The following is a 12,175-nucleotide window of genomic DNA, read 5'->3' on the forward strand; positions in this document are numbered from 1 at the left end:
TTCCACTCCTCATTCCTGGATCGTGTCGACGATAGCGGTCGGCGCGTTTCGGCGCGTGTCGCCGTCGCCCGTCGTCCGTCGGTGGTCCCGTCTTCACTCGCGGGATCGTGAACACTGTGGATAAAGACAACGATGGATCCGTGGCGTCGGGTTCGCTCGACATGCCGGGGCGCCTCGCCTGGCGAGGGTGGGTCACACTGGTGAAAAGAAGAGGTCGTGAGGCTCGGGGTCGCCCGTCCCCATCTGACCGAAACACCGCGAGAGCGTGTCGCTCTCGGCCGATGTCCATTAGGGGCAGAAGTGCACAGTGTGGGAACAGAAGTGAAGACGATGATGGTGGAGTGGGAACTGGCCAGATACGACTGGTCTGATCTCACGGACACGGTCGACCCTCCGGACCGGCTCCCGCAGGCGATACGCGCGTTGACGCGGGCCGACAGCGAGCGCGCCGCCGAACACGCCGTGGAGCGGGTCCGCCGCCTCATGGGGCAGTGCGGACCGCGCGGCCGCGCGGCCGAAGCCGTTACGCCGTGCCTGGTGTCGCTGCTGTGGACGGCGAGCGCGCCCGCCGTCGACGCCGCGATACACCTGTTGGCGGACATCAACTCCGGCCGCCTCTGCGAAACCGGAACGGGACTCGGCAGCGCCGACCTCGACAGGTGCCGTGACGAACTGGTGCTCGGATTCGACGCGTACGTCGGCTGCCTGGCGTCCCGGAGCGGCCGTCTGGTCCTGCTCAGCTGCGTCAAGCTGGTCGCGGCCTGCGGCAGGCATGACGCGCGGCTGCGGGAACGCGCGCAGTACCTGCTCACCAGGACCGCGGACCGTGCCGTCCTGCTGGGTGATCGGGACGACATCCTCGCCGAATCGGCGAAGCTGAGTTGACCACCGGGACCCGTCGATCGACGGGTCCCGCCCGACGTCGGCCGGAGCCTTCGGGGTCAGCGGTAGGACCGCAGTGCGCTCGAGCCCTCGTAGTCCAGGTCCAGGCCGCTGATGAGCCGCGTGTCGAGGAGCTGCCAATCGGCGTCCATGAGACGGAGTTCGTAGCCGGTGCCGTCATCCCGGATGACTCCGAGCAGGGTCTCGCCCTGCGGCCCGAACACGGCGCCGTCGAGGGTCGCTCCGGGGACGCGGACGGGTTCGCCGGTCGTGGTGTCGAGGAGGACGTCGCAATCGGTGTTCGCGGTCGCCGAGTTCATGATGAACGCGGGTGTGTCCTCGCCGGGGTGCCAGCCCACGCTGTACGGGTCCGCCTCGGGCACGTCGTTCCAGGTCACGTCGTGGCAGACGAGGCGTCCGTCCGAGGAGGTGCCGGTGACCCGCCGACTGGTCGGATACGGCTCGCCCGGGGGCATCTGTGCCGGCAACCAGATGTCCTCGGGGTCGAGCGGAACCTCCCCGACGTCGAATGGGCGTCGGTTCTCGCCGTCGACGTCGGCGATGGTGTATCCGTCGACGTTGTTGCCCCAGACGATCTGCTCTCCGCCCCCGACGTAGAACGCGGTGCCGAGATTGCCCACATCGGAGATCCGACGCAGCTCTTCGCCGTCGGTCACGCTGATGAACACCAGCTCGATGGCATCGCCGAAGCAGTCCCCGAGCATGATCTCTCGTGAATCGGGAGACCAACTCTGCGTGGCGCACAACGACTTCGCCTCGTACATGTGGATCGGCATGTCGGTGTCGGCGGGCCCCACTCCCAGCCCGAACTCGTCGACGAAACTGAACGACGTGCCGTCCGGCGACACCGTCCATGCACCGACTGATCCGAAGTCGGGATCGACCGGCAGTTGGATCAGCTCCGGTTCGCCGTCGGTCGGCACTCGCCACATGGATTGGCCGTACTCGTCCATGAAGGTCATGGTCGACGGCAGCGCCGTCCACTCCGTTGCGGGATCGGTTTCCGCAGGCGGTGCCGCGTCCAGCCCCTGGGAGGCGATCTGGGCGTATGTGGCGCCGAGCGCCCCGAGCAGCGCCAGGCAACCGAGGACGGTCCCGGTCGTGCGTCGACGCTGGAGGCTCCGGCCACGCTGGATCGAGCCGTCGACGAGAGCGGTGGTCCGCACGTTGTCGGCGCGGGAACGCAGTAGTTCTCGTAGTTCGGTCATGTCAACAGGTCCTCGAGTTCGGGCACCAGGGTGCGCATGGTCGCCAGGCCGCGACGGACCCGGGTCTTCACCGACGATCGGGAACAACCGAGGATGTGGGCCGCCTCGTTCTCCGTCCGGTCGTCGAAATACCGCAGCACGATCGCGGCCCGCTGTGCCGTCGGCAACCGCAGGAGCGCCGTGTGCAGGACGACTTCCAGGTCGACGTCGCGGCCGGGCGCGGCACGGTGCGGCAACTCATCGGACACGTACTCCGCGACCCGTCGTCGTCGCCACCAGCTGACCTGCAGGTGGTACATCGTCTTTCGGGTGTACGCGGCCGCGTTGTCCAAGCGCTCCAAGCGATTCCACGCGCGGTACGTCCGCGCCAAGGCGTCCTGGACGAGGTCCTCGGCGAGCTGTTGGTCTCCTGTCAGCAGGAAGGCCGCGCGCAACAGCGACCTCGAGTGCGCGGCGACGAACTCGGTGAACGCCGCGTCCTTCGTCATCGTCAAATCCACAGTGGCATATTGGGTCTCGGCACTCCGATCTGTTTCGGTCATGACCATCGGCATCGAATCACCTCCCTCGCGGGGCGGCCGGACGGTCGCCCACACTCCTCCTAGACGCGTCCTCGCCCACGAAATGGTGTCCCATACCCGACGGCGATGGTGGCTCGTGTCTCTTGTGGCATACGGCTCACCGGGTTACCATCTGCGATGTGGCGGCGCTCCCGTCGACCTTCTCGCACCGGTCCGGGGTCGGGGTCGTCACGATATGAGGAGTTCCACCCTGTCCGTTCAGCTCAATCACACGGTCGTCTCGGCCGTGGACAATCAGAAGTCCGCCGCGTTCCTCGCCGACATCCTCGGCTTGGAGGTGGGCCGCCCCTTGGGGCCGTTCATTCCCGTTACCCTCGACAATGGAGTCACTTTGGACTTCGCGACGGTGGCGGCGGGAGCCGACATCCACCCGCAGCATTACGCGTTCCTGGTGTCCGACGAGGTCTTCGACGCCGCGTTCGCCAAGATCGTCGAACGCGGTCTGACGTACTGGCCCGATCCGCGTCAGTCGCGGGAGAACGAGATCAACCACAACGACGGCGGGCGAGGTTTCTACTTTCTCGACCCGTGCGGTCATTTCCTGGAGCTGATCACCGTGCCGTACGGCGGCTGGAACTGAACACCACTCCCGAGGGAGGGGACCTCCTCCTTCGGGAGTCAACTCGTCGTGACCACCGCGCGCCGTCGCCGATCGGATCGTCCGACGACGCGTGTCTCCTATGGATGGCGTTCGGGGGTTCCGCCGGACCCCAGCGTTCCGAAGGCGCGAGGATCGTCGTCGGCCATGACGTACTGGCCGGACCTCAACCGGTCGACCAGGCCGCGCGTCCACGCGATGCCCGACTCCGCCGTCGTCGCCCACAGTCCGAAGAGCTCGGTGATGTGGTCGACGCCGTGGGAGCGTTGGGCACTGTCGGCGGCGTGCTTCGCCTTCTCGTCGCGCTCGTTCTCGAGCGCCCCGATCCGGGCGAGCAGCAGATCGACGACCTCGGCGCGCGGTAGCGCCGTGAAGAACGCGAGCGCAGCCGCGAAGGTGTCGGGTCGGTGTTCGGGGTGGGCGAGCGCCGTTCGCAACAGCCGCAGGAACTCCGCGTCGCCGTCCGGGGTGATCGTGTAGTCGACGCGCCAGGATCCGTCGTTGACCTCGTGCTGTGTCAACAGTCCCTGTTTGGTCATGTGCTTGAGCGCGTGATAGATCGAACCCCACTTGACGTTCGCCCATTCATGAGCGCCCCAGGCCAGGAACTCGTTCTGGACGAGGTATCCGTGCGCGGTCCCGTGGATGCGCACCGCCCCGAGCACGAGCAACCGGGTCGCCGACATTTTCGCAGTTCACTCCTCTTCGGTATGTTCGCCGCAAGAGTACGCGCCGCCGTCACGACGCCAGGATCAGCGCGACGCACAACGCGACGGTCGCGGCCACGACGCTCACGGTTCGGATGGCGTGGAAGCGATTCCAGCGGGGCTCGAACGCGGCCCGGGCCAGGGAGTCCGCTTCGGAGCTGTCCTTCAGCCGGTTGTTCAACGGCACGTTGACGCCCATGGTGATTCCGAAGGTGATGAGGTATGCGACGAGCCCGACGATCGTCCACACGAGGGCCGCCGGGGGGCCGGGGAACCTCGTGACGACGGCTATCACGGCGAGCGGGACGGCACCGACGAAGCAGCCGAGGAACCAACGGTTGAGGATCGCCTCGTTGATGGCTCGCATGGCGGTGACGAAGGTGGCGTCGTCGGTTCGGCCGAGGCCCGGCATGACCGCGACGGCGAAACCGAAGAACACTCCGGCGACGAGACCGACGGTGACGGTGGCCGCGACCAGCGACACGTCGGCGATTGTACTCCACATAGGTAGCTCCTTAAAGGGGGACGAGCCGCGCCACTGTACCCCCGTGGAGCGCCGTCCGCAGGCCATTATCCACCAGTTCGCGCCGATCGTCACAAATCCACTATGGGGGGCCGCCTACGCGGGGACGGGACGGAGTCGTCGGATCGCGTCGGCGAGTTCGTTGGTGAAGAAGTCGAAGAACCCGTCCGGGTCGGGTCCGGCGTTCATCAACACGATCTGGTCGTATCCCGCGTCGACGTAGTCCTGAACCGCGGCCAGGTACGGCGTCGGATCGGGACCGCAGGCGAACTTCTCGCGAACGTCCTCGACCCGTACGTGCGCCGACGCCGCCTCGAAGTTGACCGGGTTCGGCAGTTCCGCCATGACCTTCCAGCCGGTGAGGGCCCAGCGCGTCGTCTCCCACGCCGCCCGGGAAGCGGTGTCGACGTCCTTCGCATAGGCGACCATGACCTCCGTGTATCGGGCACCGGTGCCGCCCGCCTTTCGGTACGCCTCAACGAGCTTGGCCCGCGGCTCCGTCGAGAACAGGGCGTCGCCGAGCTCTGCGGCGATGCGGGCCGCGCGCGGGCCACCCGCCGCGACCGCGATCGCAGGAAGCCGTTCCGGCAGGTCGAAGACGCGCGCGTCCTCCAGCCGCAGGTGGGTGCCGCGGTAGGACTGGTAGCCGCCCTGCCACAGGAGCCGGATGATCTCCAGCGCCTCGCGAAGTCGGTCCTGACGTTCGGTCGCGGCCGGGAAGCCTTGACCGACGACGTGTTCGTTGAGCCGCTCTCCGGAGCCGACGCCGAGGACGAAACGGTTGTCGGACAACAGTGCCAGCGTCGCGGCCGCCTGGGCGATGATCGCCGGGTGGTACCGGATCGTCGGGCAGGTGACGCCCGTGGCGAGTCCTATGCGTTCGGTGCGCGCGGCGATCGCGCCGAGGACCGTCCACGCGAACGGCGAATGTCCCTGTTCGTCGAGCCACGGGTGGTAGTGGTCGCTCATCTCGACGAAGTCGAATCCCGCCTCCTCCGCGCGGACCGCTTGACGGACGAGTTCGGCGGGTCCGAACGCCTCCGCCGCGAGCTTGTAGCCGATCTGCATGACGCCTCCCCCTGATCGCGGTGTGTGGTCGGCTGGGCACGTTCGGCCTCACCCTACGTGCGCGGTGGGGTCGTCGCGGCGGTTCGTGTGACTCGCGCGTGACGTCGCCGTCCCTGTTCCGGGCGGGTCTTTTACTCCGCTCGGGAGCGGACACTAAAGTTTTTGTATTCAAGTTTGCATACGCGCGTTTCCTCGGCTAGTCTCGACCGGCATTCAAGTTTGAGCATCGGAGGCGCTCGTGATCCACACCCGTGGATTGGCCCAGGAATACCGGGCGAAGAAAGAGACAGTGCACGCCGTCAAGGGCGTCGACATCGACGTCGAGGCCGGCGAACTCGTGGCGTTCCTCGGACCGAACGGAGCGGGAAAGTCGACCACTCTGCGCATGCTGACCACCCTGCTGCGGCCGACGCGGGGCACCGCGACCGTCGCGGGCCATGACGTCGTCAGCGACCCCGTGAGCGTCCGCTCGCGCATCGGCTACATCGGACAGGGCAATGGCGCTGGGCACCATCACAAGATCATCGACGAACTGACCGACCACGGCCGTTTCTACGGAATGAGAGCGGCGGACGCTCGAAAGCGCGCCGGCGAACTACTCGACCACTTCGGACTGTCCTCACAGGCGAAGCGCGCCATCGGCAGTCTGTCCGGTGGGCAGCGTCGTCGCGTCGACATCGCGATGGGCATGATGCACCGACCGCCGCTGCTGTTCCTCGACGAACCGTCCACCGGTCTCGACCCGCAGAACCGCGCCAACCTCGCCGAGGAGATCAAGCGACTCCGCGCCGAGACCGGCATGACGGTCTTCCTGACCACCCACTACCTCGAAGAAGCCGACCAGCTCGCCGATCGGGTCATCATCATCGACGACGGCACGATCATCGCCGAGGGACCTCCCGCGCAGCTCAAGGCGACGCTCGCCGGCGACCGCGTCCAGATCCGCTTCGCGGAGGCGACCGCGGCCGACAAGGCGTCCGCGATCGCCGCCGAATACCTGGACGACGCGCGCGATCTGACCGTCGACGGTGACAGTCTCATCGTGACAGTCGATAGTGGAGACGAGGTCCTTCCCCGGCTGCTGCGCCGCTTCGACGCGTCCGGGATCGAAGCCCGCGCCGCCAACGTTCACATCCCCACCCTCGACGACGTCTTTCTCTCCCTGACCGGCCGCACCCTGCGCGACGCCGACACGGCCGCGTGACCATCCGCAACCCGAAAGGACGCCTGGTGAGTTTCCTCGCCGACACCGCGAAAGTCTTCGTACGTGAGACCCGCCCCACCCTCTACGACCCATTCACGCCCGTGTTCTCGCTGGCACAGCCGCTGGTGTTCCTCGCGCTCCTCGGCCCGCTCGTGGCCGCGACGCCGACCGTGCCGGGGGAGAACCCATGGCAATGGTTCGTCCCCGGCATCATCGTCATGATCGCGCTCTTCGGCACGTCGATGACCGGGTCGAATCTCCAGTTCGAGATGACGACCGGATCGCACGAACGCATGATGGTGAGCCCTCTCAGCCGGCCCGCGATCATGGTCGGCAAGTCCCTCAAGGAGATCGCGCCACTGGTCGCCCAGGCCGTGATCGTCATCCTGGTGATGCTGCCGTTCGGCTTCGAGCTGTATCCATTGGGCGCGATCATCGGTCTCGCGATCCTCGCCGTCCTCGGGGTCGGGCTCGGCGCGTTGTCCTATTCGCTCGCGATCGCCTCGCGCGACAAGGAGTGGCTCTTCTGGGGCGTGCAGCAGACGCTGCTCTTCCCGCTGCTGATCCTGTCGGGAATGATGCTGCCCTTGGAACAGGGGCCCGATTGGATGCGGGCGATCGCCGCGTTCAACCCGCTGACGTACATCGTGGAGGCGGAGCGTTCGCTGTTCGCCGGTGACTTCGTCTGGTCCGTGCTGTGGCCGGGGATCGTGTCGGCGGCCGCGGTCGCCGCGGTCGGTCTGGTCGTGGGGATCGCGGCGATCCGCCGCGAGGCGTCCTGACCGATGGCCGGGGTGGGGCGACCGTCCCACCCCGGCTCGGATCCACCATGGATTTACACCGGGCGGCCGGTCCACTCGAGGGTCGGACGTCCGTCTCCGGCGCGGCGGGGTCGTCCACTCCCGCCTCCCATCGACATGGGAAAGGTCGCGGGCGCCATTCCGATGCGGTTGATGCGCGACATACTCCACAGTGCTGTTCGTGATTGTGTCGCGGATCATAATCGCCGACGGCCACGTTCTTCCGACCTGCGTCGACATTGTCCGTTCGCCGTCAACGGAAGTCGCCCGATCGCCCCTCACGGCGCTTCATGGCCGCGAGCGGGTGATGCGTTGGATACCGTTGAGTGTCTCAACTGAATACCGCTGTGGCCCTTACGAAAGCCAATCATCCATTGTGATGAATCGCGGTACGGGTCCGGCGGCGTGACGCGCCCCGCCGCACCCCTTGGCGGTGGCGACCGTAACGACTTCCGACCAGAGGAGACGTCCATGACGGACGCGGTAGAGGTCCCCCTGCACATGGCTCGTGATCGTTTCACGCCCTCCGACGACCTGGCAGCCCTACGCGAGCGAGGTGAACTGGCCAAGGTCCGCGCGACGCTCGGCGTCGGTGACGCCTGGCTCGTCACCCGCTACGCCGACATCCGAACCGCGCTCGCCGACGCGGACACCTTCTCCAACAACACGACGGAGATCGCTGCGGCGCAGATCGCGGACCTCTCGACCGAGGAGGTAGAACGGCTGCGCAAGGGCCAGCTCCTGGGCATGGACGCGCCCGACCACACCCGCCTGCGGCGGCTGCTCACGCCCGAGTTCACGATGCGACGCATCCGTCAGCTCGAACCGCGCATCACCGAGATCGTGACGGACCACCTCGACGAACTCGAACGCCTCGGACCGGGAGCGGACCTGGTCGCGCACTTCGCGCTGCCGATTCCGTCACTCGTGATCTGCGAACTGCTCGGCGTCCCCTATGAGGACCGGGCCGAGTTCCAGGAGCGGTCGTCCCGCCAGCTCGACACCTCGTTGAGCGAACCGGAGCGGCGCGCGAAGGGGTTCGAGATGCGCGCGTACATGGCGGAACTCGTCGCGCGCGCACAGGCCGAGCCGGGCGACGACATGCTCGGAATGCTGGTCCGCGACCACGGCGACGCCGTCGACACCGACGAGTTGATCAACGTGGCCGGGCTGCTGCTGACAGCCGGACACGAGACCACGGCGAACATGCTCGGCCTGGGGACGTACGCCCTCCTGTCCAACCCGGAGGAACTGGTGGCGCTCCGCCGCAACCTCGAAGACGCGTCCTATGTGAACCAGGCGATCGAGGAGTTGCTGCGGTTCCTCAGCGTCGTCCACGCGGGTGTTCCGCGTGTGGCCACCCGAGACATCGAACTCGCCGGACAGCTCATCCGCGCGGGCGAACAGGTCCTCTTCGGATTGTCGGCGGCGAACCACGACCCCGACTTCATCGACGAACCCGGGATTCTGCGCCTCGATCGCAAGACCGCGCCACATGTCGCGTTCGGGCACGGCGCACACCACTGCCTCGGGGCTCCGCTGGCGCGCGCGGAACTGCGCATCGCCTTCCCGGCATTGCTGCGACGCTTCCCGGACCTCCGGTTGGCGGACTCGGTCGACGATGTTCGATTCCGCCCGCACCAGGTCATCTACGGTGTGGAGACGCTGCCGGTCGCCTGGGGTCCGGCGTGAGGATCACCGTCGACGAGGAGAAGTGCGTTGGTGCGGGGCAGTGCGTCTTCCTCGCGCCGGAGGTCTTCGACCAGCGCGACAGTGACGGCGTCTCGTTCACCATCGACGCCAACCCACAGGACGGAGACGTCCAGGACACGGTGACCGAGGCCGCGACCCTCTGCCCGTCCGGTGCCATCTCGATCGAGGAATGACATCCGTTGGTGGGGAAGGTTCTCCGTCTCCACCAACGGTCACCCCTCCGGGCGGTCACCCCGGCAACCGACGCGGCGTCGGCCGGGCGAAGACGCGCTCCGAACCTCCCGACCTCAGCGTCGGTTCGACGAGCGACGGACCCGTCCGCGTCCAGTCGCGCGGGTACGTCGGACGTCCCCGAGCCCGACCCGATGGCGTGGGAGCGATGGGGAATCTCGGGCACCGCGAGCGCGAGAACCCGCGAAGTCGTCGTCGTCGCTAACCGAGACCGACCCCGGGACACACTAGACTCGGCGCGCATGGACGCCGACGCGATTCCCACCGAGCCACCCGTCGCGGGGAACGAGGCCGACACCCTGATCGGTTCCCTCGAACGCCAGCGCGCCACCTTCGCGTGGAAGGCCGGCGGGCTCGACGCGGACGGACTTCGCGCGACCGTCGGCGCGTCCACGATGACCCTCGGCGGGCTGCTAAAGCACCTCGCGCTCGTCGAGGACGACTACTTCACCCGCCGTTTGCGCGATCGTCGCCTCGGCGCGCCGTGGGACGCGGTCGACTGGGACGCCGATCCGAACTGGGAGTGGGACTCCGCCGCCGAGGACACCCCCGAAAGCCTCTATTCACTGTGGAATGCGGCGGTCGCGCGATCGCGTGCCGCCGTGGCCGAGACACTCGAGACCGAAAACCTCGGCCAGCTCGCGCGGTTCACGTGGCCGGACGGTCGATCGCCGAGCCTACGACGCATTCTCGTCGACTTGATCGAGGAGTACGCGCGCCACACGGGGCACGCCGACCTCCTTCGCGAGTCGATCGACGGTCTGACCGGGGAAGACCCTCCGCGCTGACCTTAGGCCGGCGAGTCCTCGCATTCGCCGCCGTGGCCGTCGGTGCAGTTCAACGGCGGGCTTGAGCGGTCGTGCCCGGTGATCCGGGTCATGTTGATCCGCGGGCGATCGCACGTCCATTCATCCATTGTGGTGCTGCTTGGCGGTTCCTCGATCGCGTGTCGGCGTCGGCGCGCGCCGTATGTGACATATTGACGTAGTTCGATTGATCTCGATAGCGTGGTATCCGGTCGAGGCGATGATCGACGCCCGTGTGGTCGTCGCCTCGCAGTCCATAGTGGGGATGTGTATGTCCTACCACGAGGAATCGAGACCATGAATGGACAACAGATGAATCGATGGAGACGACTGTTCGTCGTCGCGGTCGGCGCCGTGACGCTGGCAGGTGCCATGGCGCAGCCCTCCTGGGCCGCCCCTTCCGAGTCGCGGACCAATGCCGCCGAAATCCAGGCATGTGACTTCATCCCGCCCAATCACGATCCCGGGGTCATTCGGATCGTCTATCAGGTCGGCGTCCAGCACAACGTCAACGACAAGGTGATGCTCGCCGGCTTCGAGGCCGGTTGGGTCGAGTCGCACATGAACAATCTCCCCTGCGGCGACAAGGACTCGCTCGGCGTGTTCCAGCAGCGTCCCAGTCAAGGCTGGGGGACCCCCGAACAGATCCTGAACGTCCACTATGCCTCGACGCAGTTCTTCACCCGTGCGATCGACTGCGATCGACGCAATCCCGGATACACCGCCGGTCAGGTCGCCCAATGCGTTCAGCGTTCCGGCTTCCCCGATCGTTATGACGAGAACGAGGCGAAGGCGCGGACGTTGATCGCCGAGGCACGGGTCGGCGTCGGTTCCGTCGCGGGACGGGCCTATCTGTACGGCGACGCGCAGCACGTCACGGCCGTCAACACCGGCGGGACGTTGACGAACCTGTCGTGGTCGCCCGGCTCGGGGGTCGTCTCCGCCGACTGGGGCGGAGGTCAGCTCGTCGGCAAGAGCTTCGGATACGTCCATGATGGTCTCCAGCACGTGTTCGCCCGAAGCTCCGACGACACACTGCGGCACTTCTACCAAGGCGGCTCGAATCCGCCCGGAGTGGACGACTGGAACACCGTCGGTCTGGTCGCGTCGAACCCGACGGGATTCGCGTACGGCAACCAGCAGCACGTGTTCTTCCGCAACCAGGACAACCGTTTGGAGCACCGCTTCTACGACACCGTGAGCGGTCAGGTCTCGGGCGGCGTGTGGGGAGACACGACCTTCGTCGGAAATCCGCACGCCTTCGTGCACCGCGATCAGCAGCACATCTTCGCCCGCACCGAATCCGGTGCACTCGTCCACTGGTACTGGTGGCCGGGAATCGAGCCGAGCGTGGACAACTGGGGCGTCACGAGCGGGGTCGCGTCCGACCCGACCGGTTTCTCCTATTTGGGCAATCAGCATCACGTCTTCTACCGCAACACCGACGGCAACCTCGAACACCGGTTCTTCGACGACGGCTCGGGGACCATCAATGGTGGTGTCTGGCTCGGCGGCGCCTTCGAGGGCAACCCGCACGCCATGACGCACGGCGACCAGCAGCACATCTTCGCGCGCAAGGCCAATGGCGACCTGGCGCACTGGTACTGGTGGCCGGGCATCGACCCCGGGATCGACGACTGGGGCGCGATCGGCGTCGTCGCGGGCGATCCGATGGGGTTGTCGGTCGCCGGACAACATCACGTTTTCTACCGCACGACCAACGGGACTCTCGACCACCGCTTCGTCAACGACGTCGACGGCTTCCGGGGCGGTGACAACTGGGGCGGTTCCATCGCTCCGGACTGACCCGAGGCTGGACCCCGACCCCGACCC

Annotated in this window: 13 protein-coding genes; 8 read left to right on the top strand and 5 right to left on the bottom strand. The window is 66.9% G+C overall.

Going from position 1 to position 12,175, the window contains the following annotated elements:
• Positions 1 to 309 precede the first annotated feature (309 nt).
• Complete coding sequence (locus tag ACM9NP_RS03460; RefSeq protein WP_415645078.1) at positions 310 to 885, top strand: hypothetical protein; 576 nt, start codon at positions 310 to 312, stop codon at positions 883 to 885.
• Positions 886 to 941: 56 nt separating this feature from the next.
• On the opposite strand, the gene ACM9NP_RS03465 is transcribed toward ACM9NP_RS03460, so the two are convergent.
• Together ACM9NP_RS03465 and ACM9NP_RS03470 are read right to left on the bottom strand one after the other, a co-directional pair.
• Positions 942 to 2,111 carry a hypothetical protein gene (locus ACM9NP_RS03465; protein ID WP_415645079.1) on the bottom strand — a complete coding sequence of 390 codons (1,170 nt, stop codon included), beginning with the start codon at positions 2,109 to 2,111 and terminating at the stop codon, positions 942 to 944.
• The gene (locus ACM9NP_RS03470; RefSeq protein ID WP_415645080.1) at positions 2,108 to 2,599 is read right to left on the bottom strand and encodes a SigE family RNA polymerase sigma factor; all 492 of its coding nucleotides are present in this window, start codon (positions 2,597 to 2,599) and stop codon (positions 2,108 to 2,110) included. Before ACM9NP_RS03470 ends, ACM9NP_RS03465 begins: the two co-directional genes overlap by 4 nt.
• A gap of 283 nt (positions 2,600 to 2,882) precedes the next feature.
• On the opposite strand from ACM9NP_RS03470, the gene ACM9NP_RS03475 reads away from it, so the two are divergent.
• On the top strand, positions 2,883 to 3,272 hold the full coding sequence (locus tag ACM9NP_RS03475; protein ID WP_415645104.1) for a VOC family protein: 390 nt from the start codon (positions 2,883 to 2,885) through the stop codon (positions 3,270 to 3,272).
• A 98-nt stretch (positions 3,273 to 3,370) separates the two neighbouring features.
• Here ACM9NP_RS03475 and ACM9NP_RS03480 read toward each other — a convergent pair whose 3' ends face one another.
• The 3 genes from ACM9NP_RS03480 to ACM9NP_RS03490 form a co-directional block, all read right to left on the bottom strand.
• Positions 3,371 to 3,976: a PadR family transcriptional regulator gene (locus ACM9NP_RS03480; protein WP_415645081.1), complete on the bottom strand. Its 606-nt coding sequence runs from the start codon at positions 3,974 to 3,976 to the stop codon at positions 3,371 to 3,373.
• A gap of 52 nt (positions 3,977 to 4,028) precedes the next feature.
• Positions 4,029 to 4,502 carry an anthrone oxygenase family protein gene (locus tag ACM9NP_RS03485; protein ID WP_415645082.1) on the bottom strand — a complete coding sequence of 158 codons (474 nt, stop codon included), beginning with the start codon at positions 4,500 to 4,502 and terminating at the stop codon, positions 4,029 to 4,031.
• Between the two features lie 114 nt (positions 4,503 to 4,616).
• Positions 4,617 to 5,588, bottom strand: coding sequence for a TIGR03557 family F420-dependent LLM class oxidoreductase (locus ACM9NP_RS03490; RefSeq protein ID WP_415645083.1), 972 nt, complete (start codon positions 5,586 to 5,588; stop codon positions 4,617 to 4,619).
• A 238-nt stretch (positions 5,589 to 5,826) separates the two neighbouring features.
• On the opposite strand from ACM9NP_RS03490, the gene ACM9NP_RS03495 reads away from it, so the two are divergent.
• The 6 genes from ACM9NP_RS03495 to ACM9NP_RS03520 all read left to right on the top strand — a co-directional run bounded on the left by ACM9NP_RS03495 (position 5,827) and on the right by ACM9NP_RS03520 (position 12,148).
• Positions 5,827 to 6,792, top strand: coding sequence for an ATP-binding cassette domain-containing protein (locus tag ACM9NP_RS03495; protein ID WP_415645084.1), 966 nt, complete (start codon positions 5,827 to 5,829; stop codon positions 6,790 to 6,792).
• Between the two features lie 23 nt (positions 6,793 to 6,815).
• Positions 6,816 to 7,574, top strand: coding sequence for an ABC transporter permease (locus tag ACM9NP_RS03500; protein WP_415645105.1), 759 nt, complete (start codon positions 6,816 to 6,818; stop codon positions 7,572 to 7,574).
• A 489-nt stretch (positions 7,575 to 8,063) separates the two neighbouring features.
• Complete coding sequence (locus tag ACM9NP_RS03505) at positions 8,064 to 9,284, top strand: cytochrome P450 (protein ID WP_415645085.1); 1,221 nt, start codon at positions 8,064 to 8,066, stop codon at positions 9,282 to 9,284.
• On the top strand, positions 9,281 to 9,478 hold the full coding sequence (locus tag ACM9NP_RS03510; protein ID WP_415645086.1) for a ferredoxin: 198 nt from the start codon (positions 9,281 to 9,283) through the stop codon (positions 9,476 to 9,478). The genes ACM9NP_RS03505 and ACM9NP_RS03510 overlap by 4 nt, the downstream gene beginning before the upstream one ends.
• Positions 9,479 to 9,778: 300 nt before the next feature.
• Entirely contained in the window at positions 9,779 to 10,324 is a 546-nt protein-coding gene (locus ACM9NP_RS03515) for a mycothiol transferase (protein WP_415645087.1), read from the top strand.
• 315 nt (positions 10,325 to 10,639) lie between these two features.
• On the top strand, positions 10,640 to 12,148 hold the full coding sequence (locus ACM9NP_RS03520) for a PLL family lectin (protein ID WP_415645088.1): 1,509 nt from the start codon (positions 10,640 to 10,642) through the stop codon (positions 12,146 to 12,148).
• Positions 12,149 to 12,175 lie beyond the last annotated feature (27 nt).

Origin of the sequence: Stackebrandtia soli (assembly GCF_965137155.1) — a bacterium.
Lineage (GTDB): Bacteria > Actinomycetota > Actinomycetes > Mycobacteriales > Micromonosporaceae > Stackebrandtia > Stackebrandtia soli.